The 25,271-nt window shown below is 65.1% G+C and carries 31 protein-coding genes; 9 read left to right on the plus strand and 22 right to left on the minus strand.

Annotated features, from left to right (window positions below; genetic code table 11):
- Positions 1 to 77 precede the first annotated feature (77 nt).
- Positions 78 to 1,115, plus strand: a complete 1,038-nt coding sequence (gene tsaD, locus H1D44_RS13275; RefSeq protein ID WP_181515342.1) for a tRNA (adenosine(37)-N6)-threonylcarbamoyltransferase complex transferase subunit TsaD — start codon at positions 78 to 80, stop codon at positions 1,113 to 1,115.
- Between the two features lie 26 nt (positions 1,116 to 1,141).
- Here tsaD and plsY read toward each other — a convergent pair whose 3' ends face one another.
- Positions 1,142 to 1,729 (minus strand): glycerol-3-phosphate 1-O-acyltransferase PlsY, encoded by a 588-nt coding sequence (gene plsY / locus H1D44_RS13280; protein WP_238984453.1) that lies wholly within the window; start codon positions 1,727 to 1,729, stop codon positions 1,142 to 1,144.
- A 137-nt stretch (positions 1,730 to 1,866) separates the two neighbouring features.
- On the opposite strand from plsY, the gene folB reads away from it, so the two are divergent.
- The 3 genes from folB to H1D44_RS13295 are packed head-to-tail and all read left to right on the plus strand — an operon-like array spanning position 1,867 to position 3,719.
- Complete coding sequence (folB, locus tag H1D44_RS13285; RefSeq protein ID WP_181515344.1) at positions 1,867 to 2,232, plus strand: dihydroneopterin aldolase; 366 nt, start codon at positions 1,867 to 1,869, stop codon at positions 2,230 to 2,232.
- On the plus strand, positions 2,232 to 2,729 hold the full coding sequence (folK, locus tag H1D44_RS13290; protein ID WP_181515345.1) for a 2-amino-4-hydroxy-6-hydroxymethyldihydropteridine diphosphokinase: 498 nt from the start codon (positions 2,232 to 2,234) through the stop codon (positions 2,727 to 2,729). The genes folB and folK overlap by 1 nt, the downstream gene beginning before the upstream one ends.
- 60 nt (positions 2,730 to 2,789) lie before the next feature.
- Positions 2,790 to 3,719, plus strand: coding sequence for a DHH family phosphoesterase (locus H1D44_RS13295; RefSeq protein ID WP_181515346.1), 930 nt, complete (start codon positions 2,790 to 2,792; stop codon positions 3,717 to 3,719).
- A 15-nt stretch (positions 3,720 to 3,734) separates the two neighbouring features.
- On the opposite strand, the gene H1D44_RS13300 is transcribed toward H1D44_RS13295, so the two are convergent.
- From H1D44_RS13300 to H1D44_RS13335, 8 genes are all read right to left on the minus strand, one after another.
- A complete protein-coding gene (locus tag H1D44_RS13300; RefSeq protein ID WP_181515347.1) occupies positions 3,735 to 4,868 on the minus strand; it encodes a tRNA nucleotidyltransferase/poly(A) polymerase-related protein in 1,134 nt (377 codons plus the stop codon).
- Complete coding sequence (gene glpE / locus H1D44_RS13305; RefSeq protein WP_181515348.1) at positions 4,865 to 5,203, minus strand: thiosulfate sulfurtransferase GlpE; 339 nt, start codon at positions 5,201 to 5,203, stop codon at positions 4,865 to 4,867. The genes H1D44_RS13300 and glpE overlap by 4 nt, the downstream gene beginning before the upstream one ends.
- Positions 5,204 to 5,231: 28 nt before the next feature.
- Entirely contained in the window at positions 5,232 to 6,059 is an 828-nt protein-coding gene (locus tag H1D44_RS13310) for a symmetrical bis(5'-nucleosyl)-tetraphosphatase (protein ID WP_181515349.1), read from the minus strand.
- A gap of 68 nt (positions 6,060 to 6,127) precedes the next feature.
- On the minus strand, positions 6,128 to 6,526 hold the full coding sequence (gene apaG, locus H1D44_RS13315) for a Co2+/Mg2+ efflux protein ApaG (protein WP_181515350.1): 399 nt from the start codon (positions 6,524 to 6,526) through the stop codon (positions 6,128 to 6,130).
- Positions 6,523 to 7,335, minus strand: coding sequence for a 16S rRNA (adenine(1518)-N(6)/adenine(1519)-N(6))-dimethyltransferase RsmA (gene rsmA, locus H1D44_RS13320; protein WP_181515351.1), 813 nt, complete (start codon positions 7,333 to 7,335; stop codon positions 6,523 to 6,525). Before rsmA ends, apaG begins: the two co-directional genes overlap by 4 nt.
- Positions 7,336 to 7,361: 26 nt before the next feature.
- Complete coding sequence (gene pdxA, locus H1D44_RS13325; protein ID WP_181515352.1) at positions 7,362 to 8,414, minus strand: 4-hydroxythreonine-4-phosphate dehydrogenase PdxA; 1,053 nt, start codon at positions 8,412 to 8,414, stop codon at positions 7,362 to 7,364.
- Positions 8,415 to 8,419: 5 nt separating this feature from the next.
- Positions 8,420 to 9,085 (minus strand): SurA N-terminal domain-containing protein, encoded by a 666-nt coding sequence (locus H1D44_RS13330; protein ID WP_181515353.1) that lies wholly within the window; start codon positions 9,083 to 9,085, stop codon positions 8,420 to 8,422.
- A 48-nt stretch (positions 9,086 to 9,133) separates the two neighbouring features.
- On the minus strand, positions 9,134 to 11,581 hold the full coding sequence (locus tag H1D44_RS13335) for an LPS-assembly protein LptD (protein ID WP_181515354.1): 2,448 nt from the start codon (positions 11,579 to 11,581) through the stop codon (positions 9,134 to 9,136).
- A gap of 137 nt (positions 11,582 to 11,718) precedes the next feature.
- Between H1D44_RS13335 and H1D44_RS13340 the strand changes: the two genes are divergently transcribed.
- From H1D44_RS13340 to H1D44_RS13350, 3 genes are all read left to right on the plus strand, one after another.
- Positions 11,719 to 12,753 carry an aminoglycoside phosphotransferase family protein gene (locus H1D44_RS13340; RefSeq protein ID WP_181515355.1) on the plus strand — a complete coding sequence of 345 codons (1,035 nt, stop codon included), beginning with the start codon at positions 11,719 to 11,721 and terminating at the stop codon, positions 12,751 to 12,753.
- Complete coding sequence (murU, locus tag H1D44_RS13345; RefSeq protein ID WP_181515356.1) at positions 12,750 to 13,415, plus strand: N-acetylmuramate alpha-1-phosphate uridylyltransferase MurU; 666 nt, start codon at positions 12,750 to 12,752, stop codon at positions 13,413 to 13,415. The genes H1D44_RS13340 and murU overlap by 4 nt, the downstream gene beginning before the upstream one ends.
- A gap of 65 nt (positions 13,416 to 13,480) precedes the next feature.
- The gene (locus tag H1D44_RS13350; RefSeq protein ID WP_181515357.1) at positions 13,481 to 13,900 is read left to right on the plus strand and encodes an OsmC family protein; all 420 of its coding nucleotides are present in this window, start codon (positions 13,481 to 13,483) and stop codon (positions 13,898 to 13,900) included.
- A gap of 82 nt (positions 13,901 to 13,982) precedes the next feature.
- On the opposite strand, the gene coq7 is transcribed toward H1D44_RS13350, so the two are convergent.
- The 6 genes from coq7 to phaR all read right to left on the minus strand — a co-directional run bounded on the left by coq7 (position 13,983) and on the right by phaR (position 18,420).
- Positions 13,983 to 14,627: a 2-polyprenyl-3-methyl-6-methoxy-1,4-benzoquinone monooxygenase gene (gene coq7, locus H1D44_RS13355; RefSeq protein WP_181515358.1), complete on the minus strand. Its 645-nt coding sequence runs from the start codon at positions 14,625 to 14,627 to the stop codon at positions 13,983 to 13,985.
- A gap of 162 nt (positions 14,628 to 14,789) precedes the next feature.
- Positions 14,790 to 15,134 carry a histidine triad nucleotide-binding protein gene (locus H1D44_RS13360; RefSeq protein ID WP_181515359.1) on the minus strand — a complete coding sequence of 115 codons (345 nt, stop codon included), beginning with the start codon at positions 15,132 to 15,134 and terminating at the stop codon, positions 14,790 to 14,792.
- 52 nt (positions 15,135 to 15,186) lie between these two features.
- Positions 15,187 to 16,059 carry a phosphoribulokinase gene (locus tag H1D44_RS13365; RefSeq protein ID WP_181515360.1) on the minus strand — a complete coding sequence of 291 codons (873 nt, stop codon included), beginning with the start codon at positions 16,057 to 16,059 and terminating at the stop codon, positions 15,187 to 15,189.
- Entirely contained in the window at positions 16,059 to 16,499 is a 441-nt protein-coding gene (locus tag H1D44_RS13370) for an acyl-CoA thioesterase (protein ID WP_181515361.1), read from the minus strand. Before H1D44_RS13370 ends, H1D44_RS13365 begins: the two co-directional genes overlap by 1 nt.
- 45 nt (positions 16,500 to 16,544) lie before the next feature.
- Positions 16,545 to 17,840, minus strand: coding sequence for a phosphoribosylamine--glycine ligase (gene purD, locus H1D44_RS13375; protein ID WP_181515362.1), 1,296 nt, complete (start codon positions 17,838 to 17,840; stop codon positions 16,545 to 16,547).
- 115 nt (positions 17,841 to 17,955) lie between these two features.
- Complete coding sequence (gene phaR, locus H1D44_RS13380; RefSeq protein WP_181515363.1) at positions 17,956 to 18,420, minus strand: polyhydroxyalkanoate synthesis repressor PhaR; 465 nt, start codon at positions 18,418 to 18,420, stop codon at positions 17,956 to 17,958.
- Between the two features lie 95 nt (positions 18,421 to 18,515).
- On the opposite strand from phaR, the gene H1D44_RS13385 reads away from it, so the two are divergent.
- Positions 18,516 to 19,229: a 16S rRNA (uracil(1498)-N(3))-methyltransferase gene (locus tag H1D44_RS13385; protein ID WP_181515364.1), complete on the plus strand. Its 714-nt coding sequence runs from the start codon at positions 18,516 to 18,518 to the stop codon at positions 19,227 to 19,229.
- Positions 19,230 to 19,238: 9 nt separating this feature from the next.
- On the opposite strand, the gene rloA3 is transcribed toward H1D44_RS13385, so the two are convergent.
- Positions 19,239 to 19,835, minus strand: coding sequence for a retropepsin-like aspartic peptidase RloA3 (rloA3, locus tag H1D44_RS13390; protein ID WP_181515365.1), 597 nt, complete (start codon positions 19,833 to 19,835; stop codon positions 19,239 to 19,241).
- A gap of 122 nt (positions 19,836 to 19,957) precedes the next feature.
- On the opposite strand from rloA3, the gene H1D44_RS13395 reads away from it, so the two are divergent.
- Positions 19,958 to 20,542 carry a PRC-barrel domain containing protein gene (locus H1D44_RS13395; RefSeq protein WP_181515366.1) on the plus strand — a complete coding sequence of 195 codons (585 nt, stop codon included), beginning with the start codon at positions 19,958 to 19,960 and terminating at the stop codon, positions 20,540 to 20,542.
- Between the two features lie 53 nt (positions 20,543 to 20,595).
- On the opposite strand, the gene H1D44_RS13400 is transcribed toward H1D44_RS13395, so the two are convergent.
- The 6 genes from H1D44_RS13400 to H1D44_RS13425 all read right to left on the minus strand — a co-directional run bounded on the left by H1D44_RS13400 (position 20,596) and on the right by H1D44_RS13425 (position 25,255).
- The gene (locus H1D44_RS13400) at positions 20,596 to 21,885 is read right to left on the minus strand and encodes a lytic murein transglycosylase (RefSeq protein ID WP_238984454.1); all 1,290 of its coding nucleotides are present in this window, start codon (positions 21,883 to 21,885) and stop codon (positions 20,596 to 20,598) included.
- A 287-nt stretch (positions 21,886 to 22,172) separates the two neighbouring features.
- Positions 22,173 to 22,577 carry a monovalent cation/H(+) antiporter subunit G gene (gene mnhG, locus H1D44_RS13405; RefSeq protein ID WP_181515367.1) on the minus strand — a complete coding sequence of 135 codons (405 nt, stop codon included), beginning with the start codon at positions 22,575 to 22,577 and terminating at the stop codon, positions 22,173 to 22,175.
- Positions 22,570 to 22,839 carry an MrpF/PhaF family protein gene (locus tag H1D44_RS13410; protein WP_181515368.1) on the minus strand — a complete coding sequence of 90 codons (270 nt, stop codon included), beginning with the start codon at positions 22,837 to 22,839 and terminating at the stop codon, positions 22,570 to 22,572. The genes mnhG and H1D44_RS13410 overlap by 8 nt, the downstream gene beginning before the upstream one ends.
- A gap of 27 nt (positions 22,840 to 22,866) precedes the next feature.
- Entirely contained in the window at positions 22,867 to 23,340 is a 474-nt protein-coding gene (locus tag H1D44_RS13415) for a Na+/H+ antiporter subunit E (protein WP_181515369.1), read from the minus strand.
- Positions 23,337 to 24,911: a Na+/H+ antiporter subunit D gene (locus tag H1D44_RS13420; protein ID WP_181515370.1), complete on the minus strand. Its 1,575-nt coding sequence runs from the start codon at positions 24,909 to 24,911 to the stop codon at positions 23,337 to 23,339. The genes H1D44_RS13415 and H1D44_RS13420 overlap by 4 nt, the downstream gene beginning before the upstream one ends.
- On the minus strand, positions 24,908 to 25,255 hold the full coding sequence (locus tag H1D44_RS13425; protein ID WP_181515371.1) for a Na+/H+ antiporter subunit C: 348 nt from the start codon (positions 25,253 to 25,255) through the stop codon (positions 24,908 to 24,910). The genes H1D44_RS13420 and H1D44_RS13425 overlap by 4 nt, the downstream gene beginning before the upstream one ends.
- Positions 25,256 to 25,271 lie beyond the last annotated feature (16 nt).

A 25,271-nucleotide genomic window follows, 5' to 3' on the forward strand; every position in this document is an offset into this window, starting at 1 on the left:
TCCCGCTTCCCGGAAACGGGATGACAGCGTCAGGATTTGCTAGAATCCCGGCTTTCAGTGTTCACGAGCCTGCATCCATGCGAGTCCTTGGCATCGAGACCTCCTGCGACGAGACCGGCGTCGCCATCTACGATACCGAGCGCGGCCTGCTGGCCGACGCCCTCTACAGCCAGGTCGCCATGCATGCCGAATATGGCGGGGTGGTACCGGAACTGGCCTCGCGGGACCATACCCGGCGCCTGCTGCCGCTGATCCAGCAGGTGCTGGACGATGCGGGAATGTCTCGCCACGAGCTGGATGCGATTGCCTACACCGCCGGCCCCGGGCTGGTGGGCGCGCTGATGGTCGGCGCCAGCACCGCTCACGGCATGGCCCGCGCCCTGGATCTCCCGGTGCTGGGGGTCCACCACATGGAGGGCCACCTGATGGCTCCCATGCTCGAGGACTCGGCCCCCGACTTCCCCTTCGTTGCCCTGCTGGTCTCCGGCGGTCATACACAGCTGGTGGAGGTCCAGGGGCTGGGCCGCTATCGCCTGCTCGGCGAATCGGTGGACGACGCCGCCGGCGAGGCCTTCGACAAGGCTGCCAAGATGCTGGGGCTGGCTTATCCCGGCGGCCCTCAGGTGGCAGCGCTGGCCGAAACCGGCGACCCGACGCGCTTTCGCTTCCCGCGCCCGATGACCGACCGACCCGGGCTCGACTTCAGCTTCTCGGGGCTCAAGACCCACACCCTGACCACGCTCAGGCAGCTGGAGCAGGCCAACCAGCTCGATGAGCAAGCTCGTGCCGACGTGGCCCGGGCCTTCGAAGAGGCGGTGGTCGATACCCTGGTGATCAAGTGTCGCCGCGCGCTCGACGACACCGGCCTCAAGCGGCTGGTGATGGCCGGCGGCGTCAGCGCCAACGCCCGCCTGCGCGAGCGCCTGGCACTGGAGGCGGAGAAACGCGGCGCCCGAGTGTTCTATCCTCGCGGGCGTTTCTGCACCGACAACGGTGCAATGATCGCTCTTGCCGGCGCCTTGCGCCTGCTGGCCGGAGAGCGGGATGAGGTCGGACTGATGAAGGCCGTGCCACGCTGGCCGATGGAACGACTCGAAGCGCCTGCCAGCCCATGAGGACCTGCAGCGCAGGCTCGCTTCGCCTACAGGGCGTGCTCGTCTCCCCGACCCAGGCGCCGGATATTGAGCAGATGGCGCACTACCACCAGCGCGGTAAAGGCCATGATCACGAGCACGTAATCCGGCGCCAGCCACAGGCTGGCCAGCGGTGCCGCAGCGGCACTGGCCAGTGAAGCCAGGGCTGCCGTGCGTACCCGCCAGGCCAACAGCGTCCAGAGGGCGGCACAGCACAGCGCCACCCAGGGCGTGAGCACCAGCAGGACACCGAAGGCGCTGGCCACTGCCTTGCCGCCACGAAAGCGATGCCAGGGCGGATAGCTATGGCCCAGCAGCACGGCCAGGCCCACCAATCCCTGGGCCCAGGGCGCCATCCCCATGGCAATGGCCAACCACAGCACCGGCATCCCCTTGGCCGCATCGAGCAGCAGGGTGGCGACAGCCAGTCGTCGACCATGCAGGCGTAGCACGTTGGAAAAGCCGGGATTGCCGGAGCCCACTTGGCGCGGATCGCCGACTCCCGCCGCGCGGCAGACCCAAAGCGCTCCCAGCAAGGAGCCACTGAGATAACCCAGGAAAGACAGGCCGAGTAGCGGCAAGACTCCTGCGTCCACTTCAACTCCCAACCAGATTTAAGGGGTGCCCCCGCGAATTCTGCCAGCCAGGGCGGCTCAGTGACAGCACCCAAACCTGTCCTTCCCTCCCTGCGCTCACGTACAATCGCACCTTTCCTGTTCTAATGGGAGCCTGCATGGATTGCGTATTGATCGAGTCGCTCGAGCTCGAGACGGTCATCGGCGTGTTCGACTGGGAGCGCACCATACGCCAGCGGCTGCTGCTCGACCTGGAGCTGGCTACCGACACAAGACCGGCCGCCGTCAGCGACGATCTGGCAAAGACGCTCGACTACGCAGCCATCTGCCAGCGCATCATGCGTTTCGCCGATGAGCATGACTTCGCCCTGGTCGAGACCTTCGCCGAGCGCCTGGCCCAGCTGCTGATGCAAGAGTTCGCCGTTCCCTGGCTGCGGCTTACGCTGCGCAAGCCCGGGGCGGTGCCCGCGGCGGCTTCGGTCGGCGTGCGCATCGAGCGCGGCGAGCGGCCGGAGGGCGCCTGATGGCCCTGGTCAGCGTCAGTATCGGCAGCAACATCGACCGCGAGCATCACGTCAGGGCCTGCCTGACTGCGCTTTCCGGCACCTTCGACGGACTGGCCGTGTCCCGCGTCTATGAAAGCGAACCGGTAGGCTTCGAGGATGGCCGCAATTTCTTCAATCTGGCGGCGACCTTCGAAAGCGATTGGACAGTCGGGGAGCTTCAGGCCTGGTGCAAGCGTATCGAGCGCGAGCATGGGCGCCGCAAGGACACGCCCAAGTTCAGCCCGCGCACGCTGGACATCGACCTGCTCACGGTAGGTAGCCTGGTCGGGGAACACGATGGCGTCATGCTGCCTCGCGACGAGATTCTGCATCACGCCTTCGTGCTGCTGCCCCTCTCCGAACTGCTCCCGGACACCCCACACCCCGAGGTCGGCCGAACCTACGCCGAACTGTGGTCCGAGTTCAAGGCAGGCAGTCAACGCCTGTGGCCCGTAGCGTTTGCTAGCAATACTTAGCCACTGCGGTAGACTCACGCGCAATGCTCTCGAGAATGCGACAACAAGAAGGAGTCGGCAATGTCCGCCAAGTTTCGCCTGGTCACGCGCAGTGATTTCGACGGTCTGGTTTGCGGGGCTCTGCTCAAGCATCTCGACCTGATCGATGACATCCTCTTCGTCCATCCCAAGGACATGCAGGATGGCAAGATCGAGATCAGCGAGCGAGACATCACCACCAACCTGCCCTACGTGGCTGGCTGCCACCTCGCCTTCGACCATCACCTGAGCGAAACGCTGCGCAACGTCGAGCGGGCCGACAATCATGTGATCGATGCCGACGCCCCCTCGGCGGCCAGGGTAGTATGGCGCCACTATGGCGGCCACGATGCCTTCCCCCAGCGCTGGGACGACATGATGGAGGCCGTGGACAAGGGCGATTCGGCCCAGTTCGACCGGGAGGAAGTCCTCGATCCGCAGGGGTGGGTGCTGCTCAACTTCATCATGGATGCACGCACCGGGCTCGGCCGCTTCCGCGACTTCCGCATCTCGAATTACCAGCTGATGATGAAGCTGATCGATTACTGCCGCGAGCATTCGATCGAAGAGATCCTCGACCTTACCGACGTACGCGAGCGCATCGACCTCTATCGGGAGCATAGCGACCTGGCCCGAGAGCAGATCCAGCGCTGCGCCCGGGTTCACGGCAACCTGGTGGTCCTCGACCTGCGCGACGAGGAGACCATCTACGCCACCAACCGCTTCGTCATCTATGCGCTCTACCCCGCGTGTAACATCTCTCTACACGTCATGTGGGGGCTCAAGCGGCAGAACACCGTCTTCGCCATCGGCAAGTCGATCCTCGATCGCAGCAGCCGAACCAACGTGGGTGAACTGTGTCTGGAGTACGGTGGTGGCGGACACTTCAACGCCGGCACCTGCCAGATCGACAACGACGAGGCCGAAGCCAGGCTGCGCGAGATCGTCGCCCGCATCAACGCCGACGGGTGAGCGGCCCCGGGACGCCTAAGGCGTGCCCAGCTCGGCCTCGATGATGGTCCGGCGGCGCCGGGCCAGTTCCTCCCCCAGCTTGCCACCGCGATAGCCTTCTGCCACGAGCGACTTCGCCTCCAGCTGCGATACTGCCACCCAGGCTCGCTCGAGCCGCTGCGCCAGCTCGGGGGCGTCTCTCTCCAGCAGGGCCAACAGGGGCAATACCCGCTCGCTGCGGCGCCAGGCATCGATGCCGTCGAGCCAGCGCTGCACGGCCTCGGCATCGATATCGCCCCGCTCGCGCAGCTCTCGTGTCAGTGCGGCCTGGCGGCCCAGGTCACGATAGCTGCGCGGCAGGCGCAGCCGCTCGGCCAACGTCTCCCGCTTCGCCTCATCGAGATGCTCCACCAGACGCGCCCAGCGCCAGCGAGGCAACGCCTCGTCGGCAAGCCCGCTGGGCAGGTGCTCGAGCCGCTCGAGCGCCGGGCTCAGGGTGGTATCGTCCAGCTCCGGCATCAACTCGCCCAGCGCCGCGCAATCGTGCAGGGTGCGAAAGTAGACCGCCGGGGCCGGCTCACCCAGTGCCTTCTCGGTCTCGGTCCAGACCCGCTCCGCCACCAGGTGCGCCAGTTCACCGCTCTCGGCCAGCTCCCGCATGAGGGCCCGCGTCTCGTCGGCAATATCGAAGCCAAGCCGCGAATAGCGTGCCAGGAAGCGCGCTACCCTCAACACCCGCAACGGATCTTCGACGAAGGCCGGCGAGACATGCCGCAGCACTCGCGCCTGCAGGTCATCCAGGCCGCCGTAGGGATCGACCAGCTCCCCCTCCGGCGTCTCGGCCATGGCATTGATGGTGAGATCGCGCCGAGCGAGATCCTCCTCCAACGTCACGTCAGGGCTGGCGTGCACCTCGAAGCCAGTGTAGCCATGCCCCGACTTGCGCTCCGTGCGCGCCAGAGCGTACTCCTCATGGGTGACGGGATGCAGGAAGACCGGAAAATCGCGCCCTACCGGCTTGAAGCCACGCCGCTGCATCTCTGCAGGCGTCGCACCAACCACGACCCAGTCGGTATCGACGGTGGGCCAGCCCAGGCGGGCATCACGCACCGCCCCGCCCACGCGGTAGATGGAAAGGCCTTCGGTCAGCCGATCCCGCGGTGCGCTCATGAGCCGCCGCGCCCCACCCGCTGCGGCAGACGATACTCCCACTCGGTAAAGCCGCCGTCGAGGCTGTACACCTCCTCGAAACCCTGCCCCGCCAACCAGGCCGCGGCCTGTTGACTCGAATGGCCGTGGTAGCAGACCACTACCAGCGGACGCTCACGGGGAACGGATGCCAGCAGCGCCGGCACGCTGTCATTGTCGAGGTGGCGACTGCCGGGAATGTGACCGGCCGCGAAGCTCATGGGGTCGCGGATATCGACCAGGGTGAGCGTGGTATCGTCGTCGAGCCAGGACGTCAGGGTGTCGATCGCCAAGTGCTGGAAAGTCGGGGTCGCCATCGAGGGCCTCCCTGATGAGAGAGTGGATTCAGCGGCGCAGGTGGCTGGAAACGCCGATGCGTTCACCGGTATCCAGATTCAGCGCGGTGAGATTTCCGCCCCACACGCAGCCGGTGTCAGTCGCTTCGGCACGTACCCGGGCGCCTTCAGCCCGCCCCTGGAGCGCCGCCCAGTGCCCGAACACCAGGCGAAGGTCGTCGCGGCGCGGGTAGCGAAACCAGGGGGCGAAACCCGCCGGCGCGCTGTCGAGCCCCTCCTTGGCGCTGAAATCGAGGCATCCGTCGGCATCGATGAAGCGCATGCGTGTCAGCACGTTGACGATGACGCGCAGGCGGTCGATGCCGTCGAGAGAGGCCTGCCAGCAGGCCGGCTCGTTGCCGTACATCTGCTCGAGAAAAGCGCCGCTGCGCTCGCTGCCGAGTCGTGCCTCGACCTCTCCCGCCAGGCCGGCCGCCTCATCGGCGGACCACTGCGGCAACAGCCCCGCGTGCACCATCACGGTGTCTCCACCGGCATCGAAGGCCTGGCGTACCAGCAGCGGCCGCGACTGCAGCCAGTCGAGCAGGGCCTCGCGGTCGGGAGCGGCCAGAATATCGTCGAGGGTATCCTTGCGGTTGAGCCGGGCACCGCCCCGCGCCACTGCCAGGAGATGGAGGTCGTGATTGCCGAGGATGGTGAACGCAGCATTGCCCAGCGCCCTCACCTCACGCAGGCAGGCCAGGGAGTCGGGGCCGCGATTGACCAGATCACCGGCCAACCAGAGTCGGTCGCGAGCGGGAGCGAAGTCGATACGCTCCAGCAGTTCGACGAATTCGGCATGACAGCCCTGCAGATCACCGATAGCGTAATCGGTCATGACACCTTCCCTTGCGGCACGTTTTCGAAACGGACATCGTGCATGCGCCTCACCGTGAGCGGCCGATATCAGTGTATCTGATTGGGTCCGGCCAGGCGGAAGGGCGCAATGGTCACTTCGAAGGGGCGCTGGCTGGCGGTATCGACACAGGTATAGGCCCCTTCCATCACGCCAACCGGACCGTCGAGGATGGCACGGCTGGTGTAGCAGAAGTTCTGCCCGGGCCCGATCATGGGCTGCTGCCCCACCACCCCCTTGCCACGAACCTCCTGAACCTCACCGCTGCCCTGGGTGATGCGCCAGTGACGGGCCAAAAGCTGAACGCTACGCTTCGAGTGATTGTGAATCGTCACCGTATAGCTGAAGACGTAGCGCGACTCCTGTTGGGATGACTCGTCGGCACGATAGGCGGGTTTCACGTCGACGAGGACTTCCTGATCCAGGGGAACGTCGGGAAGCTGGCTCATGGTGTCGCCTCCGTTGCGGCCAGATGATTGGCGATACGCACGAACTCCTCCACGCTCAGGGTCTGGGGACGCCGCGCCGGGTCGATACCCAGCGCTGTCAGGGACTCGCCATCGATCAGGCCCTTGAGATTGTTGCGCAGGGTCTTGCGCCGCTGGGCAAAGGCTTGGCGCACGACGCCGAACAGCAGCGTTTCGTCCGTCGCCGGCCAGGGTAGCTCGGCATAGGGAGCCAGGCGGACGATGGCCGAGTCGACCTTGGGTCGTGGCACGAAGGCCTCCGGCGGCACGGTGAACAGGTCGTCGACCCGGCAGCGGTACTGTGCCATGACCGAGAGCCGGCCCCAGTCGGCTCCCCCCGGCTCGGCCGCCAGGCGGTCGACAACTTCCTTCTGCAGCATGAAATGCATATCGGCGATGGCATCGCCCGCCTCGAGCAGATGACCTATCAGCGGAGTCGAGATGTTGTAGGGCAGGTTGCCTACCACCCTCAACGGCGGGCCTTCTCCGCGCAAGGCGCGAAAATCGAACTTGAGCGCATCGCCTTCGTGCACCACGAAATCGGGATAGTTGAAGAACTGCACGCGCAGTCCGGGGATCAGGTCGCGATCGAGCTCAATGACCTCGAGATGGCCGCCTGCCGATTCCAGCAGCGGCTCGGTCAACGCCCCCTGGCCGGGACCGATCTCCACCAGCCTGTCGCCAGGGCGCGGCGCGATGGCGCGCACGATCCGCGAGATAATGCCGGGGTCACGCAGGAAGTTCTGGCCGAAGCGCTTGCGAGCGCGATGGATCGGCGGGCGCGATGCCATGCAAAGAGTCCTTGTCTGTTCGTTCGTCAGGGTGTCGTCGCGGCTGAACCGCGATTGGCCATCTCGGCGGCCAGTGCCGTGGCCACCCGCAGGCTGCCCGTGTCGGCAATGCCCCGGCCGGCCAGGTCCAGCGCGGTACCGTGGTCGACCGAGGTACGCACGATGGGTAACCCCAGGGTGATGTTGGCGGCCCGGCCAAAGCCGGCGTATTTCAGCACCGGCAGGCCCTGGTCATGGTACATCGCCAGAACGGCGTCAATGCCGGCAAGATGGCGAGGCGTGAACAGGGTATCGGCCGGCAGCGGTCCGTCAAGTGCCATGCCCTCCTGGCGCAGGCGCTCGAGGCAGGGTTCGATCACCTCGATCTCCTCGTGCCCCAGGTGGCCGCCCTCCCCGGCATGGGGATTGAGGCCACACACGGCGATACGGGGCGTGACCAGGCCGAACCAGCGTGTCAGATCGGCATTCACGATGCGCAGAATACGCTCGAGACTTGCCTCGGTGATGGCATCCGCCACTTGCCGCAGCGGCAGGTGGGTGGTGGCAAGCGCCACCCGCAGCGCAGCACTGCCCCGCCAATCAGGCTCTCCGGCATGCAAGGCGCTGTCGGTGGCCAGCATCATCACCACCTCATCGACGCCGCAGGCATCGCGCAAATATTCGGTATGACCGCGAAAGCCGGCGTGGCCGGCATCGAGGATCACTCCCTTGTGCAACGGCGCGGTGACCATGGCGTCGGCACGCCCGCCGAGGCAGGCCTCGATCGCCACATCGAGTGTTTCCAGCACGTAGCCGGCATTGGCCACGGCCAGTTCGCCCGGCCGGCACGGCGCACGCAGTGCCACCGGCCATACCGGCAGCACGCCTGAACGGGCTTCCGGTACGGGCTCTCCCGGCTGCAGTTCAATCAGAGTGACGTCGAGATCCAGCAGCGCCGCCCGCTCGCTCAGCAACCGCGGGTCCCCCACGGCCACGACCCGTCCTGGCAAACGCTCGTCGAGCGCCAGCTGCAGGGTCAGCTCGGGGCCGACCCCGGCGGGCTCGCCGCTGGTCACAGCCAAGACGGGCGATGGAATCATCGCGCTCAACGGCCGCCTGCAAGGCGGTTGTCGACGAAGGCCTCGGCGCGGATCTCCTGCAGCCAGGCGTCCAAGGCCTCGTTGGCCTTGCGCTGGAAAACCATCTGGCGGGCCTGCTCCTGGCTGACGTTGCCCCCCTGCTGCTCGATGAAGCGCTCCACCTCACGGTTGCTGACGTTGACCCGCCCCCCGATCTGGCGTTGATGCAGCTCACGCAGGAGCATCTCGCGGCGGATCTCCTCGCGTACGCTGGCCATGGACAGCCCATCGGCTTCCACCGCATCGGCGAACTGGTCGAGGGTCATGCCGTTGCTCTCGGCAATCTCACGCATCTGTCGGTTGAGCGTGGTGTCGTCGATGCTGAGGCCGGCGTTCCCTGCCATCTGCAGCTGAATCTCCTCGAGGATGATCTGCTCGAGCACGTGCTCACGCAGCATCGACTCGGGTGGCAGCCCTTGCTCCTGCCCCTGGGCCATGAGCTGGCTGCGCGCCTGCTCCATACGCTCTTCGAGCTGGCTTTGCATGATGGCCTGCTGGTTCACCACGGCCACGATACGATCCAGCGACTGTCGCTGCACCGGCTGGAAATCCTGGGCCACGGCCGTCAGCGGCACAGCGCCAAGGCACAGCGCCAGCCCCAGGGCTCCCAGGGCAATTGGCGTAATCCGCATCTCTCTCTTTCCTCTCATATGATTCACTTGTCGAGCGACATTGCTCACTCAGAAATCGGTGGCCCGGTAGCCGGGAATGGCCCGCTCGAAGTAATCGCCGGCATCGCCGCCGACACCACCCAACCCCTTGAACACGAAGCGCAGGAACAGCCCACGCTCGGAAGAATCGTCCTCTACCCTAGCGGTACCCTGGTCGTCGATCCACTCACGCCAGACGACCTGCAGGCCATAGCAGCAGTCATTCCACTGCACGCCCGCCAGTTGGTCGAGCAGGCGCTCGTTGGTGTAGTCGTATACCGCACGGCCGATCAGGTCCACCCGTGGAGAGAGCTTCCAGGCAAATGAAAGATCATACTCTTCACGGTCGTAGTCGCGGAACTCATCATCGTCCGGCTCCACCGAGGGATCGAAGCCTTGGAGTTCCCAACGGTAGCCGAGGTTCAATACGTGGCCGGCGGGGCTGCGATAGCGCAGGTCCAGCGAGGTCCGCTCGGTGCGCTGCTGGTTATCGTCGTAGATCCACTGCCAGCGAGTACTCCAGGCGTCGCTGATCTGCCAGCCGAGCCGGGCAACCAGCGAGGAGCGGTCACGGGTGGCACTGTACCAGCTCTCGAAATCCCCGCCCTCTTCAGGCGGAGGGGGTAGCGTATCCGCGTTGCCATCCATGTCGATGTAGCGATCATCGAAGTAGAAAGCCTGGCCGATGCCCAAGGCCAGCCGCTCGCGGCCCTGGGCATCCTCCAGCAAACGCGAGTCGAGCCCCACCGAGAGCCGGTTCAGGTCTCCGACCCGGTCAGCGCCGGAGAAGCGATACGGTGACCACAGCTGGCTCCAGGAGAGCGCCCGCTGGCTGGTGTCGAAATCGGGGAATTCACGCTGGTCACGGGCCGGCACATAGGCGTAGTTGAGCCGCGGCTCCAGGGTTTGACGATAGGCACGGCCACCGAGATCCAGTTCACGTTCGAACACCAGGCCGCCATCGATGGAGCTCACCGGTATTCCTCGCTGCAGCGAGGTGTCGCGATCGGTCTGGCGCTCACCGTAGTCGAGGTCGTAGGCGGTATAGAGCCACTCCACCTTAGGCTCCAGGTGTCCCCAGCTCTCGTCGAAGCGCCAACCGGTGGCCGGCGCCAGGTGAAGGCGCGTGCCCACGGCAGCCTCGCGCTCACGTGACAGCGCCACCTCGTTCACGTCGCGCCAGAAATAGGTGACGTTGGAGCGCCACTCCTGGTAGAGACCACCCGGCTGCGACCAGCGTGCGTCGGCACTCAGGCTGGGCAGGCGGTAGAACGGCTTGTCACGATCGCGCAGCGGGTCATCCAGCCGCTGGTAGCCCTGGGCGCGGGCATCGAGACGCCACACGTCGCCGCGGTAGTCGACCTGGGCCAGACGCGGCATGTTGCTGGGGTCATCGCCGAAGATGCTGCCGTAGTCGTCGAAGTAGCGCCCGTCGCTGGCGGCCCCGTAGCGCAGGTTGTAGCGGGTGCGAGCATCGAAGAAGCCGCTATGGCGATAGTCGATGTACCAGCGATCTTCGCCCTCGAAGCGCCGTGAGGCCGCATTGGGATCGTCGCTGGAGCCACCGCCGTCACTGGAGAGAAAGGCGCCCTCTACCTGGCCGGCATCGCTGGGAAACAGGTAGCGATATTCGCCGCCAAGCAGCAGCCCTCGGTCGCCGATCCAGCGTGGCGTCAGGGTGGCATCATGGTTGGGTGCGATGTTCCAGTAGAACGGTTGGGCGTAGTCCAGCGCACCGCCGGAAAAACCCAGCTCCGGCCACAGGAATCCGGTATGGCGTCGATCGTCGATGGGGAAGCGCACCCAGGGCCAGTAGAATACCGGCACATTGCCCATCTCCAGGCGCGCGTGACGTGCAGTGCCGAAGCCGCTTTCGCGGTCGAGCACCAGGTCGCCCGTCACCAGGCTCCAGAGGTTGCTGCCCGGGTCACAGGTGGTGAAGCTCGCCGAGGTGAGGCGGAAGCGTCCGTCCTCCAGCCGCTCCAGCTGCAAGGCATCGCCCCGCATATGCTGGTCATGCACGACGAAGTGGGCGGCATCGATGTTGGCCGCCTCGCTGGTGAGGGAAATTTCGCCCGCCTCGCCACGCACCAGCAGGTTGATGTCGCGTAGGGCAAGTGGGCCATCGGCGAACGCACGCTCGCGCTCCGGCGGCATGCTTACCCGCGGTGATTCGAGCTGACTGTCGCCGCGGCGCAGGATTACCTCACCGCCGAGAATGGTTTCGCCGTCCTCGCCATAATAGGCACTGTCGGCCTCGGCGCGGATCTGCTCCGCCAGATCGGGACGAGGCAGCCGGTAGGCGGGCATCACATAGACACCACGGCAGAGTGCCGGGGTGGGCCGGTCGTCGCCCCATGGGTGCCAATCCAGCTGCCAGGCCGGCAATGGCTCGAGCGCCGCCGCCTGCGACGCATAAAGCGCAAGGCCGGATGAAATCAGGCCGGCCAGTGCCGCTCCTGCATGTCGCTTGCCCATGGTCCCTCGATGTCCTTGGCGAAGAGAATCGGTATTATACAGACCGTACCCAGCCTGTCGTATGCGACTGACCGGTCAGCATGCGGCGGTGCCCAGCGGGCGTCAACCGGCACCGTCCGAGACAGCAAGGAGCCAGCATGACCCAGGTCGACACCACGACGCGATTCGAGGCCCTGCGCCAGTGGGCCGCCGCGCAGCACCAGCTTTCCCCTGAGACACTTGATCTGCGCCTGGCCGCCGGCGATGCCAGTTTTCGCCGATACTATCGCCTCAACCTGCCGAGTGGTGGCTCGCGCATACTGATGGATGCCCCTCCCAAGCAGGAGGATAGCCGCCCGTTCGTCGACATCGCCCGCCGTTGGCGGGCCGGCGGCCTGCCGGTGCCGGCCCTGCACGCGATGGATCTCGATGCCGGCTTCCTCGAGCTCGACGACCTGGGCGATACCCCGCTGCAGCTGTGCCTGGCCGGCAATGAAGACCCGCAAACCCTGGCCTGGCACGAGCAGGCGCTGTCGCTGATCCACGAACTGCAGAACCGTGCTGGTCCTGGCGAGCTACCGGCTTATGATGCCGCACTGCTGGGCCGCGAGCTCGACCTGTTTCCCGAATGGTGCCTGGGCCGCTGGCTGGGCATGGCGATGCCAACCAGTTGGGCCGAGCTGCGCCAGGACCTGATCGATTCCGCCCTCGCCCAGCCGTTAGTGACGGTGCACCGCGACTATGACGCGATGAACCTGATGGTGCACGATGAGCAACTCTACCTGATCGACTTCCAGGATGCCGTCGCCGGTCCCATCAGCTACGACCTGATCTCGCTGCTGCGCGGACGCTACTGCCGCTTTCCCCCCGCGCGCTTCGCACGTTGGGTCGAGGCCTTCCGCCAGCGGGCCGTCGAGGACGGCCGGCTACCCAGCACCACCGACAGCGAGACGTTTCAGCGCCAGGCCCAGGCCATGGCAGCCCAGCGCTCGCTCAAGGTGCTGGGGGTTTTTTGCCGCCTGACCCTTCGCGATACTCGCTCGGGATATCTCGAACGCCTGCCACAGTTTCTTCATCACCTCGAGCAGAGCCTCGAGGCACTCCCCGAGCATGCCGCCTTCCAGGCCTGGCTCAAAGACACCTTCCGCCCCGCGCTGGAACGCCGCCTGAGCGAAGCCCGGGAGGCGACATGAAGGCGATGATCCTCGCCGCCGGACTCGGCAAACGCATGCACCCCTTGACCGACCACTGCCCCAAGCCGCTGCTCCCGGTGGCCGGCAAGCCGCTGATCGTGCATCACCTGGAGCGGCTGGCGGCAGCCGGTATCGACGAGGTGGTAATCAACGTCAGCTATCGCGCCGAGCAGATCGTCGAGGCCCTGGGAGACGGTAGCCGCTACGGCCTGCAAATCGCCTGGAGCCGTGAGGCGACGCCGCTGGAGACCGGCGGCGGCATCCACCAGGCGCTGCCGCTGCTGGGCGACGCTCCCTTCCTGCTGGTCAACGGCGACGTCTGGTGCGAGCTCGACCTGGCGCTCCTGCCTGGGCTGGGCGACGACCTGGCCCACTTGGTGCTGGTCGACAACCCCGCTCACCACCCCGACGGCGACTTCCACCTAGACGCCGCAGGACGGGTACATGACGCGGGCGAGCCGAAGCTGACCTTTGCCGGTCTGAGCGTGCTCGACCCGGCGCTGGTGGCCGGCCAGGCGCCGGGCGAATTTCCCTTGGCCCCGCTGCTGCGCGAGGCAATGCGTGCCGGCTGCGTCGGCGGCAGCCATCACCGCGGCGCCTGGGTCGACGTGGGCACGCCGGAGCGGCTGGCCGAGCTGGACCTGACCCTGCGCCAGCGCTGAGCCCAGGCTGGCGCAGTGGTATGCTCTTCGTCATCTACGTACACAGCGATAAGGAAGCCCAGCTCATGAAAGCCAGCGTCAAATGGACCGATGGTCGTCAGTTCGTTGCCGAATCAGGCAGTGGTCACAGCGTGGTGATCGACGGCCCGCCCGACCACGGCGGGCGCAATACCGGGCCGCGCCCGATGGAAATGCTGTTGATGGGTATGGGCGCCTGTGCCTCCTTCGACGTGCTGGAGATCCTCGAGAAATCACGCGCCGGCGTGACCGACTGCTATGCCAGCGTCGAGGCCGAGCGCGCCGATGCGGTACCTGCGGTCTTCACCAAGATCCACCTGCACTTCACCGTCAGCGGCCACAACCTCAAGGAAAGCCAGGTCAAGCGCGCCGTGGAACTCTCCGCCGAGAAATACTGCAGCGCCTCGATCATGCTGGCCAAGGGCGGCGTGGAAGTCACCCACTCCTACAGCATCATCGACGACTGAGCCGGTCAGCAAGATCAACGCATTCGGGCCCGCCAGTACGGGCCCGAATGCGTTGTTTTCCAGGCGTTCTCCCGGCGCGGGATCAGATCCGGTAGACGCTCTTGGTCATGACCTTGGCCATCAGCGACATGCCGAACTTGACCGGTGCCGGGAAGCGCGCCCCGCCGGCTTCCAGTGCAAGATGGGCGTGGTGCGCTTCGTCGATGGCCATCTGACGCAGCACGGCTCGGGAGCGATGGTCCCCCGCGGGCAGCTTGACCATGTGCTCCTCCAGATGCTTGCCCACCTGCTCCTCGGTGGCAGCAACGAAGCCCAGGCTGACCCGATCGCCGATGGCCCCGGCCACCGCCCCCAGCCCGAAGGAGGCGGCATAGAAAACGGGATTGAGCAGGCTGGTCTGGCTGTCGAGCTCCTGCAGCCGCTCGTCGCACCAAGCCAGGTGATCGATCTCCTCCTGGGCGGCCTGCTCCATCTGTTCACGCACCTGAGGTAGCTTGGCAGTGCAACCCTGCCCCTGATACAGGGCCTGGGCACACACCTCGCCGGTATGATTGACTCGCATCAGGCCCGCAGCGTGACGGCGCTCCTCAGCCGTCATGGCGTCATCCTGGATATCCGCCGTCGCCGGTGAAGGGCGACTGGCATGCGCCGCGTGGGGGATCAATGTTCGCAGCACGGTATCGAACTGGTGGACCAGGTTGTCGGCATGGGAATAGTGGCGGTTCATCTCACCCTCGAACGGTTCGCTTCACGTCGTGCTTGCCTGCCCGCGCAAGCTCAGGCCGGCAGGCTAGCACGGCAGCGCCACCCAACGGGGTGGCGCCATGAACAAGGTGCACCTGATGCGTCGCACGCCTCGACGCGCGCGGCTTTCACCGCAAAGCGCCAGCTAGCCAGCCGGCCAAGTAAAGCGGCGACCGGCCATCAGGTGCATATGAATATGATAGACCGTCTGGCCGCCCTGGTCATTGCAGTTCATCACCACGCGGTAGCCAGCATCGGCGTGGCCTCGCTCACCGGCCAGGCGGGCAGCAATGAGGGGTAGCCGGCCGACCAGTCCCTGGTCCTGCTCCTCGATGTCGTTGAGCGTGGCGATGTGCTGCTTGGGAATCACCAGGACATGGGTCGGCGCCTGGGGATTGATGTCGTTGAAGGCCAGCACCTGCTCGTCCTCGTAGACGATGTCGGCAGGAATCTCGCGCTTGACGATCTTGCAGAACAGGCAGTCTTGCATCGGCTCGAACTCCTCTCTCGCTTTCGTGGGCATGCCGCTGGCCGGTCCAGCGTCAGCGAAAACGCCGCTGGGCCAGCAGGTGGCGCACCAGCGGTGCCAGGATCAGCTCGATAGCCAGCGACACCCGTGCGCCCGGCACTACCAGGGTGTGGGGGCGGCTCATGAAGGAATCCTGAATCATGGCCAGCAGCCAGGGGAAGTCCACCGTCGAGGGGTCGCGGAAGCGGATCACCACGAACGACTCGGCGTCGTTGGGGATGTCCTGCACCTCGAAGGGGTTGGAAGTGTCTACCGTAGGCACGCGCTGGAAGTTGATATGGGTGCGCGAGAACTGCGGCTGGATATAGCGCACGTAATCGTTCATGCGTCCCAGGATGGTATCGATCACCGCCTCCTGAGAGTAGCCGCGCAGCTTGATGTCGCGATCGATCTTCTGAATCCATTCCAGATTCATGGTCGGCGCCACGCCCACCAGCAGGTCGACGTGCCGCGCGATATCATGCTCCGCCGTGACCAGGCCACCGTGCAGGCCTTCGTAGAACAGCAAGTCGGTGCCGCAGGGCAGGGGCTGCCACTCGGTGAAGGTGCCGACCTGATAGCCGGCCTCGATCATCTGCTTGTCTTCGGCGTGAATGTAGTGCCGATAGGTGCCGGTGCCGTGCTCGCCGTACTCCTGGAACAGCGCCTCGAGGCGATCCAGCTGGTTGGCTTCCACGGCGAAATGGGAAAGCTGACTCTTGCGCTCCGGCTCCTCGTGGAAGATCCGCGCCAGCTCCTCGCGGGAGTAGCGATGGAAGGCGTCGCCGTCGACGAAGGCGGCATGCACGTCTTCGCGGAGGAACATGCGCTCGAAGGTACGCTTCACCGTGGTGGTCCCGGCTCCGGAGGAGCCGGTCACGGCGATGATCGGATATTCACGGGACATCAGCCCCTCTCCACCTTGGCAAGGGCGTGGCGCACGCTGTCGGGAATCGCCACGCTGCGGCCTTTTTCCGGGTCGATCAGCACCACGTTGAGGCGCGCGGTCGCCACCGGGCGGCCACCTTCGGCATGCAGCACCCGGTGATAGACAACCAGCGCCTTGCCGGTGGGCTCGGCAATGGCCGTTTCCACCACCAGGGCATCCGGCCAGCGGGCCTCGGACTGGTACTGCACGGCCAAGTCGGCCACCACGCTGGGAAAGCCCCCCATATCCCACTCGCTGAGACCGAGGGCGCCGAAAGCCTGGATACGCGCCTCGTGCAGCAGCGAAACCAGGGTGTCATGGCCCAGGTGGCGGCCATAGTTCATGTCCGTGATACGCACCGACAACGGTTGGCGATGCACGATATCGGCGTCGGGATATTCCAGCTTGATGCGCTCCATGCTCGCTCCCTGGTGCTTGTTGTCAATCGGTAAAGGCAGACCGTCTCAGTTGGCCTGCTGCTCCCGGGCAATGGCGCGGTGGGCGATATCACGACGGAACTGCGCATCGGTCCAGCGGATCGCTGCCACGCCCTGGTAAGCCAGGTCACGGGCCTGGGAAACGCCTTGCCCCAGGGCGGTGACGCACAGCACGCGGCCTCCGCTGGTCACGATACGTCCCTGGTCGTCCTCGGCGGAGCCGGCATGAAAGACCTTGCAGCCGGTGGCTTCGGCCGCCTCGAGCCCCTCGATGGCGTCGCCCTTGCGATAGCTGCCAGGATAGCCGCCCGCGGCCATTACCACACCGACGGCAGCGCGCGGATCCCACTCGCAGGTATGGCCGGCCAGCGCGCCTTGCGCTCCGGCTAGGCACAGCTCGGCCAGCTCCGACTGCAGGCGCAGCATGATCGGCTGCGTCTCGGGGTCGCCGAAGCGACAGTTGTACTCGATGACCTTGGGGTTGCCTTCGGCATCGATCATCAGCCCAGCGTAGAGGAAGCCGGTATACGGATGTCCTTCGGCGGCCATGCCATGCACCGTGGGCATGATGACACGCTCCATGATGCGCTCGTACACGCTTTCGGTCACCACCGGTGCCGGCGAGTAGGCGCCCATGCCGCCGGTATTGGGGCCTTCGTCGCCATCCAGGGCACGCTTGTGATCCTGGCTGGTGGCCATGGGCAGCACGGTGGCCCCGTCGACCATGACGATGAAGCTCGCCTCCTCGCCCTCAAGGAATTCCTCGATCACCACCCGGGCTCCTGCGTCGCCGAAGGCGTTGGCCTCGAGCATGTCGCGCACCGCCGCCTCGGCTTCGGCCAGGGTCATGGCCACGATCACGCCCTTGCCCGCCGCCAGGCCGTCGGCCTTGATCACGATAGGCGCACCCTGCTCGGCAAGGTAGCGCAGTGCCGGCTCGACCTCGGTGAAAGTGCGGTATGCCGCAGTGGGAATGGCGTGGCGAGCGAGAAAATCCTTGGTGAAGGACTTCGAACCTTCCAGCTGGGCAGCACCTTGGGTGGGGCCGAAAATTGACAACCCTGCGTCACGGAAACGATCGACCACCCCCTCGACCAGCGGCGCCTCGGGGCCGACGATGGTGAGTTCGACGCCTTCGTCGCGGGCAAAGCTCACCAGACGCTCCAATTCATTGACCTCGATGGCGACGTTGGTCAAGCCCGGCTCATGGGCTGTGCCGGCATTGCCGGGCGCCACGAAAACCCGCTCGACGCGAGGCGATTGAGCGACCTTCCAGGCCAGGGCGTGTTCGCGGCCACCGCCGCCGATGATCAAGACCTTCATCCGCTTAATTTTTCCTGTCTCTTGCTGCGCGGGCCCGAGCGTAGGCCGGGCCCGAGGTTCGGCTGGGAAAACGTCGCGGCATTATGGCAGAAAGCTGTCCGACTCGCCGCCCTGCTCAGGATTTCTTGTCGTCATCCTCGTCCTGCTTGACGTTCTGCCCCTGGCCGATCGCCTGCTGCCAGAAGCGCATGTTCTCTTCGGCCATCTCACGCATCAGTTCCATGGGCGAGTGGCGCATGGCCTGCTGCCACTGGTCCTGCATGCGCTTCTGCTGCTCGAGCATCAGCTGAGTCCCCTGCTCCAGGTAGCGGGCCAGGGGCAACGGCTGCGCCATGTCGTATACGCGTATGAACTGAGCCAGCAGATCGTTGGAAAAGACCTCGGCATCGCCGTCGGCCTGCTCCTGCTCGATGATGATCGACAACAGGATGGTGCGGGTCAGATCCTCGCCGGTCTTGGCATCCTCGACTCGGAACGGCTCCTCGTCGAGCACCAGGCGGCGCAGATCCTCCAGCGTTACATAGCGGCTCTGTTGAGTATCATAGAGCCTACGGTTGGCATACTTGCGAATCACGCGCACGACGGCACTCCTTTTTTTTGAAGGCAGGCTTGCCCTTGGCTGCTATTGTGCACCGCGCAACCGCCCTTGCAAATCGAAGCGACCAACGAGACACGATGAACCTGATCCTGTTCGACCCGGAAGAGATCCAGCACGACCGCCTGGCATGCCTGCGCGACCCCCGCCGCCTGCGTCATCTGAAGGAGGTGCATCGCGCCCAGGTGGGCGATGTCATGACCGTCGGCATCCGCAACGGCGGCATAGGGCGAGGCGAGCTGACGCTACTCTCCGATGACGAAGCGCGCTTCACTCTCGACGACATCGGCATAACGCCTCCCCCGGCGCTGCCGGTACACCTCGTACTTGCCCTGCCACGACCCCGCATGCTGGCCAGGAGCCTCGAGCACGTCACCGCGCTTGGGGTCAAGGAGGTCACCCTGCTGCATACCCGCCGGGTGGAGAAGAGCTACTGGCAGTCCCCCGAGCTCGATCCGGCCAAGATCCACGAGCATCTGCTACTGGGTCTCGAGCAGGCACGCGACACGGTGCTGCCCGAGGTACACCTGGCCAAGGGCTTTCGCCCCTTCGTCGAGGATCGCCTGCCTGCACTTCTCACCGGCCGCCGCGGGCTGCTGGCGCATCCCGGCATGCCTGAACCCTGCCCGAGAGGCCTCGACGGGCCCGCGGTGCTGTTGATCGGGCCGGAAGGCGGATTCATCCCCTACGAAGTGGAGCGCCTGCTTGAGGCCGGCTGCACAGGCATCCACCTGGGCCCGCGCATCCTGCGAGTGGAGACGGCAGTGGTCGCGCTGCTAGCCCGGCTGTTCTGATCCGGCGGCTCAAGCATCATCAGGCTTGATGCCCTCCACTGGCTCATCGTCGTAGCGCATGACCTCGCTTTCATCATCACACTGCGGGCTGTTCAAAAACGTCCGCGTCACGTCGAGCAGCCCCAAATGGCCGATGGTGCGTCGTCCCAACAGCAGGGGGTAGTGCATCTCGCCACGATCGCGCAGGCTGAACTGCTCCTCGTGGACGGTATCGCCCATGCAGATCTTCATCAGCACCACGGGGCGTTCGTCACGCCCGCCGGCGCCGCGCACCCGGATATCACGATAGAGCGGCAGCTCAAGCTGCTCCTCGAAAGACTCGCCGCTGGCCTCGTCGGTCAGCTCGAGCCGAAAGCGCACCCACTCCTCGTCGTCCTTGTCGAAGGTCTCGATATCACGAGCATCCAGGGACGAGGTCAGGGCACCGCTATCCAGCTTGGCCTTGACTTCGACCCCCCAAGGCTCGAGCGTGCTCTTCTCGACCCAGCCGAAGACCGCCTTGTCCTCGTCGGCGATGGCCGGCGCCGCCAGCAGCAGCGCACCCGCGACACCGAGCAGGCAGCGTTGAACATTTTGCCTGGTATATCCGAAGCACTTTCCCTTCATGGACGAACCTCCTTTTGTCATCGACGCTTCATGGACCCTGCTCCGCCGCCGCGGTTCCAGCGACCCGACACTCTTACGTTTACTACACTATCTGTGTCACCAAGGATAAGGAGGGCAATACGATGACACAGCCACGCATCACAAGGACGACCCTCGCCGCCGCGACCGGACTTTTCGTTGCCGGGCTCGCCAGCGGCGTTCAGGCCCAGTTCGAACCGCAGGGGCTTTACTCGACTCGCGCCCTCTTCGATGCCGAGGTGCATTTCGAAGCGGCACCGGACACCCAGCCCGGTGAAGTGGTCGACATCCTGCTCGGTGATGACCGGCAGGTGCACGCCATCGTGGTTCAGCCCGACGACAACATGGGCCTGGAAGGCGACTATCTGGTCATCACCAATGCCAACTATCGCCTGGTCAACTACGAGGATGATGGCGATACGGTTCATGACATCATTGTCGATGCCGACCCGGAGGCGCTCGAAGCCATGCCACGCTACGATCAGGAGTGGTGGGACATGGCGCGCGAGCGAACCCGGGAGGCGTGGCACAGCGCCGGGGAAGGCGCCGACAGCGCGTGGCAGCAGACCCGCCGAGGCGCCGACCGCGTCGGCGAAGGTGCCGAGCAGGCCTGGGAGCGCACGCAGGAAGGTGCCGAACGGGCCGGGCGCACCATCAGCGAAACGCTGGACCGCTGGTCCGGCAACTAAAGCACAACGCTAGCCGATCGCCCCGCCCGGGCTTGCCAAGGCGGGGCTTCGTTTCAGCGCTGGAGCCGTTGAAGCAGGCTCAGGGTGGCAAAGCCATCCGGCGTGACGCCGATGCTGCGCTGGTACTCGCGCAATCCGCGTCGCGTGTTGGGCCCCATGATCCCATCCGGCGCACCCACATCGAAGCCGCGCTGGTTCAGCGCCTGCTGCATCTCGCGCACCTGGCTGCGCGAGAGCGGCTCTACGTCCCTCGGCCAGTCTGCGCGAATGCCTTCGCGCCCGGCAATCCTGTCAGCCAGGGTACCGACGGCCAGGGCATAGCTGGTGGCATTGTTGTAGCGCAGGATGGCCCGGTAGTTGGGTCCCACCAGGAAGGCGGGACCCTCGGCGCCCGCTGGAGCAAGCAACGAGGCTTGCTGGTAACCAGGCAGGCTGCCGCCATCGATGCGGCGCACCCCCTGTTCGGCCCACTCACTGCTCGAGCGGCGCGTGGACAGCTCGGTCTGGGCGTAATCGAAGTCGCTCGGCAACCTCACCTCGACGGCCCAGGGCTGGCCGGACTGCCAGCCAGCCCGTGCCAGGTAGTTGGCCGTGGAAGCCATGACATCCGGGATGCTGTTCCAGATATCGCGGCGCCCATCGCCGTCGCCATCCACGGCATAGCTCTCGAAGCTCGAGGGAATGAACTGTGTGTGGCCCATGGCGCCGGCCCAGGAGCCAATCATGCGCTGTGGTGCGATATCGCCTGATTCGATGATACGCAGGGCCGCCATCAGCTCACCGCGGGCGAAGTCACTACGCCTGCCATCGAACGCCAGGGTCGCCAGCGCCTCGAGGGTGGAGAAATTGCCGAAATTTCCCCCATAGTTGCTCTCGATGCCCCAGATCGCCACGATGATTTCGGCCGGCACGCCATAGCGCTGCTCCATGCGCTCCGCCGTGTCGCGATGCTCGGCGAGCTTGGCGCGTCCCTGGCTGACCCGAGCCTGGGAAACCGCGGTATCCAGGTACTGCCAGATCGGACGTACGAACTCGGGCTGCGAGCGGTCGAGTTCGATCACGCGGGGCTGATAACGCACCCCATCGAGTGCAGCTGCCAGTGTCGCCTCGCTTATCCCCTCGTTGCGCGCCTGGCGACGAAAATCAGCCAGCCAGGAGGTGAAGTCGGCAGGCGGCTCGACCACCGCGGCATTCTCAACTCCTCCCGGGGCGGTGGCCTGCCCTACCGCTTCGGCAACCGCTTCCCCCGCGCCATCATCAGCCGCACTGGCCTCGCTCACCGGGCCGCTCTGGCAGCCCGCCAGAAGCAGTGGCGCCAGGGTGATCATAAGGGTCCGTTTCATTCTCGCTCCTGCTCTCCTTGGCGATGTGAACAGCGATCATCGCGCAGAATGGACGGCGCCACCACCCCTTCGGGCAGGCCACGTGATCACGCAGCCACCCAGGTCGCCATGCCCCCGCATGGCCAGGCTAGTCAGACCTGCCCTCCCCCACGGCAGCCATGAAATACTCCCATGCGCCTGGCGCAATACGCAGCGCGGGAAAGTCGACGCCAGACCGCCAAGACTCATACCGGAACCAACGCAGGAAGCCGCCCGAAGGCGGCCTCTGCGCTAGATGAACGACGGATTTATTTGGGATCGCTGTCCCTTGGCTGATGAACGGCATTGGCATCCGTCTCCAAGCCGCTCTTCAACTCATGGGTAAGGGGATCGTAGTTAGGCCTCAGCTCGTCCTTCACCGTTCCACTCCACAGCTTGGAGCCGACGAAATAGCCTGCCCGGCCAATCACGTGCGCCGCCACCGGAGCGGTCATCAGCACGAAGACGATGATGGCGAAGGCTCGCGCCACCACGGCAACCTCGCCGAAGTGTACCGCCACCGCCAGCATGATCAGGATCACACCCAGTGCGGCCGCCTTGGTGGTCGCATGCATGCGAGTGAGCAGGTCGGGCAAGCGCAGGATCCCCATCGCGGCCAACAGCATGAAGAGGGCCCCGGTCAGGATCAGGAAGCCCTTGATGGTTTCAATCATCTCGCGGTCCCCCACGTTCCAGGAAGCGGGCAAAGGCGATGGCGGCCAGGAAGCCCATCAGGGCGATGACGATGGCCGCGTCGAGAAAGCTGGAAACATCGGTCTGGATGGCATAGACCCCCACCAGTCCCACCACGATACTGGCAAATAGCTCGAGCGCTACCACCCGATCGGGAAGGCTGGGGCCTCTCACGACCCGGACGAAGGCCAGGATCAGGGCAAGGCTCATCAGCACCTGGCTGATCAGAATCACAGTGGCCATATCACTCCCCACTCGCGACAGGCGAAATCAACGGAACAGCTCCAGTGCACGATATTCCATCTCCTTGAGGTTGCGGCGCAGTTCCTCTTCATCGTCGAGGAACATCGCATGGATATAGAGCACCTTACGGTCATCGGAGACGTCCAGGCTGAGGGTGCCCGGCGTCAAGGAGATCAGGTTGGCGACCATGGTGATCTCGAGCTCCGTACGCGCCTCGAGCGGCATGGCAATCACGCCCGGCTTCATGTGCCAAGGCGGTGTCAGAATGTCGAAGCCGACCCGCAGGTTGGCCTGCACCAACTCCTTGATGAAGAACGTCAGGAACCGGATGATCCGCGGAATTCGCGCAGGGTATCCGCGCAAGGCCTCGACCTGCGGCTCGATCAGCACCAGGGTGATGTAACCGAATACCAGCCCGACGACCAGGTTGAGCCCGGAAAAGTCACCGGAAAGAATGACCCAGGCCAGCGCCAGCAGCAGGTTCCAGATAGCTCCGGTCATGGCGTCTCCTCCTGCTCCGGCGCTTCGATCAAGACATCCTCGACGCCCACCTCTGCGCCCAGTACAGCATCGATGTACCCCTGTGGGTGCATGAGCTGGTCGCCGATCTGGTTCATCATCGCCATCAGCGGCTCGGCGAAGATACCCATCAGCAGGGCGAACAGGGCCAGCAGCGCCACCGGCAGGTACATCAGCCACAGGCTCGGCGGCACCATGCGGCTGTCGTCACCCACCAGCACCTCTTCGGCGGGTACCAGGTTGTCCTCCGGCAGGGTCTTCCAGAACACTTCGTTCCAGATCTTGACCATGGAGTAGAGGGTCAGCAGCCCCACCAGCAGGGCGACCGCCGTGACCACGTAGGCCTCCGCCTCGATACCCGCCCGCACGATGACGAACTTGGCGAAGAACCCCGAAAGTGGTGGCACGCCCGCCAGCGCGAAGGCCGACAGGAAAAAGGCCACCGCCAGCCACGGCCGCTCACGATAGAGACCGCCCATTTTCTTGAGCTCGTAGGTTCCCTGCAGTCGCCGGGTGATGCCGCTGATCAGGAACAGATTGGTCTTGACCACGATGTTATGCACCACGGCAAAGATACCCCCGGCGATCGCCAACGGCGTATATAGCGCCAGCCCCAGAATCATGTAGCCGATCTGGCTGACGATATGAAACGACAGGATGCGGCGGAACTCGAACTGAGCAGCCGCGCCGAGCACGCCTGTCACCATGGTCAACGCCGCTCCCCAGAGCAGGATGTCCTGGGTGTAACCGAGCGTCTGGTCGAAAAGCAAGGTGAAGACACGGAACAGGGCGTAGACCCCCACCTTGGTCAGCAGGCCGGCAAACAGCGCCGACACCGCCACCGGCGGCGTGTGGTAGGACGCCGGCAGCCAGAAGAACAGCGGAAAGGCCGCCGCCTTGATGCCGAAGGCCACCATGAACATCACCGCCAGCACTTCAACCATGCCCTGATGCTCGGCCACGGCCAGCCGCTGGGCGGCATCGGCCATGTTGAGTGTGCCGACCATGCCGTACAGCAGCCCCACCGCAGAAAGAAAGATGACCGAGGCCAGCAGGTTCAGGGTGACATACTTGATCGCCCCCTCCATCTGCGCCTTTTCCCCACCGAGAATCAGCAACGCGAAGGAGGCCACCAGCATGACCTCGAACCAGACATAGAGGTTGAAGACATCGCCAGTAAGAAAGGCCCCGGCTACCCCCGCCAGCAGCAAATGCATGAGCGGATAAAAGCCGAAACGCTCATGGCCCGGCCCGGTGGAGGCCAGCGAATAGATCGAGAGCGTCAGTCCGATGATGGCGGTCATCACGACCATCACGGCACTCAGCATGTCCGCCACCAGGGTAATGCCATAGGGGGCCTGCCAGCCGCCCATCTGGATCACCACATAGCCATCCAGTTTGACGGCGACCAGCAGCCACAGCGCCACGCCGAGCAGTGCGAGGTTGCCGGCCACGGCGGTGAAGCGCTGCATGGGACGAGAGCGCCAGAACAGCAGCGAAATGGCACCCGACAACAGCGGCAGAAGAATGGGGAGCGCGACTTCGGGCCTCACGTATCGGTTTCCTTCATCTTGTCCAGGTCATCGGCCTTGACGATCTCATAGGCCCTCCGGATCAGCACCACGGCGAAAGCCAGCACGCCGAAGGCAATCACGATGGCGGTGAGCACCACCGCCTGGGGCAAAGGATCCGCCACCGCCCCCGGTGGCGCCGGCAGGCCCTCCGGTATCAGCGGCGGCGCCCCCCGAATCATGCCTGCAGAGGTGAAGATCAGCAGGTTGGCGGCATTGGAAAGCAGCATCAGTCCGATCACCAGCTTGACGATCGAACGACGCAGCATGAGAAAGATGGCTGCTGCGTAGAGCATGCCAATGGCGACGGCCATCACCGGTTCCATAGCAATCCTCCCGGAG

It is taken from the genome of Billgrantia kenyensis, assembly GCF_013697085.1.
GTDB classification, from domain to species: Bacteria; Pseudomonadota; Gammaproteobacteria; order Pseudomonadales; family Halomonadaceae; genus Halomonas; species Halomonas kenyensis.

Bases quoted from the DNA above. Each gene is read 5' to 3' on its own strand.
- tsaD (WP_181515342.1), top strand. From the start codon at position 78: ATGCGAGTCCTTGGCATCGAGACCTCCTGCGACGAGACCGGCGTCGCC.
- folB (WP_181515344.1), top strand. From the start codon at position 1,867: ATGGATTGCGTATTGATCGAGTCGCTCGAGCTCGAGACGGTCATCGGC.
- folK (WP_181515345.1), top strand. From the start codon at position 2,232: ATGGCCCTGGTCAGCGTCAGTATCGGCAGCAACATCGACCGCGAGCAT.
- H1D44_RS13295 (WP_181515346.1), top strand. From the start codon at position 2,790: ATGTCCGCCAAGTTTCGCCTGGTCACGCGCAGTGATTTCGACGGTCTG.
- H1D44_RS13300 (WP_181515347.1), bottom strand. From the start codon at position 4,868: ATGAGCGCACCGCGGGATCGGCTGACCGAAGGCCTTTCCATCTACCGC.
- glpE (WP_181515348.1), bottom strand. From the start codon at position 5,203: ATGGCGACCCCGACTTTCCAGCACTTGGCGATCGACACCCTGACGTCC.
- H1D44_RS13310 (WP_181515349.1), bottom strand. From the start codon at position 6,059: ATGACCGATTACGCTATCGGTGATCTGCAGGGCTGTCATGCCGAATTC.
- apaG (WP_181515350.1), bottom strand. From the start codon at position 6,526: ATGAGCCAGCTTCCCGACGTTCCCCTGGATCAGGAAGTCCTCGTCGAC.
- rsmA (WP_181515351.1), bottom strand. From the start codon at position 7,335: ATGGCATCGCGCCCGCCGATCCATCGCGCTCGCAAGCGCTTCGGCCAG.
- pdxA (WP_181515352.1), bottom strand. From the start codon at position 8,414: ATGATTCCATCGCCCGTCTTGGCTGTGACCAGCGGCGAGCCCGCCGGG.
- H1D44_RS13330 (WP_181515353.1), bottom strand. From the start codon at position 9,085: ATGCGGATTACGCCAATTGCCCTGGGAGCCCTGGGGCTGGCGCTGTGC.
- H1D44_RS13335 (WP_181515354.1), bottom strand. From the start codon at position 11,581: ATGGGCAAGCGACATGCAGGAGCGGCACTGGCCGGCCTGATTTCATCC.
- H1D44_RS13340 (WP_181515355.1), top strand. From the start codon at position 11,719: ATGACCCAGGTCGACACCACGACGCGATTCGAGGCCCTGCGCCAGTGG.
- murU (WP_181515356.1), top strand. From the start codon at position 12,750: ATGAAGGCGATGATCCTCGCCGCCGGACTCGGCAAACGCATGCACCCC.
- H1D44_RS13350 (WP_181515357.1), top strand. From the start codon at position 13,481: ATGAAAGCCAGCGTCAAATGGACCGATGGTCGTCAGTTCGTTGCCGAA.
- coq7 (WP_181515358.1), bottom strand. From the start codon at position 14,627: ATGAACCGCCACTATTCCCATGCCGACAACCTGGTCCACCAGTTCGAT.
- H1D44_RS13360 (WP_181515359.1), bottom strand. From the start codon at position 15,134: ATGCAAGACTGCCTGTTCTGCAAGATCGTCAAGCGCGAGATTCCTGCC.
- H1D44_RS13365 (WP_181515360.1), bottom strand. From the start codon at position 16,059: ATGTCCCGTGAATATCCGATCATCGCCGTGACCGGCTCCTCCGGAGCC.
- H1D44_RS13370 (WP_181515361.1), bottom strand. From the start codon at position 16,499: ATGGAGCGCATCAAGCTGGAATATCCCGACGCCGATATCGTGCATCGC.
- purD (WP_181515362.1), bottom strand. From the start codon at position 17,840: ATGAAGGTCTTGATCATCGGCGGCGGTGGCCGCGAACACGCCCTGGCC.
- H1D44_RS13385 (WP_181515364.1), top strand. From the start codon at position 18,516: ATGAACCTGATCCTGTTCGACCCGGAAGAGATCCAGCACGACCGCCTG.
- rloA3 (WP_181515365.1), bottom strand. From the start codon at position 19,835: ATGAAGGGAAAGTGCTTCGGATATACCAGGCAAAATGTTCAACGCTGC.
- H1D44_RS13395 (WP_181515366.1), top strand. From the start codon at position 19,958: ATGACACAGCCACGCATCACAAGGACGACCCTCGCCGCCGCGACCGGA.
- H1D44_RS13400 (WP_238984454.1), bottom strand. From the start codon at position 21,885: ATGAAACGGACCCTTATGATCACCCTGGCGCCACTGCTTCTGGCGGGC.
- mnhG (WP_181515367.1), bottom strand. From the start codon at position 22,577: ATGATTGAAACCATCAAGGGCTTCCTGATCCTGACCGGGGCCCTCTTC.
- H1D44_RS13410 (WP_181515368.1), bottom strand. From the start codon at position 22,839: ATGGCCACTGTGATTCTGATCAGCCAGGTGCTGATGAGCCTTGCCCTG.
- H1D44_RS13415 (WP_181515369.1), bottom strand. From the start codon at position 23,340: ATGACCGGAGCTATCTGGAACCTGCTGCTGGCGCTGGCCTGGGTCATT.
- H1D44_RS13425 (WP_181515371.1), bottom strand. From the start codon at position 25,255: ATGGAACCGGTGATGGCCGTCGCCATTGGCATGCTCTACGCAGCAGCC.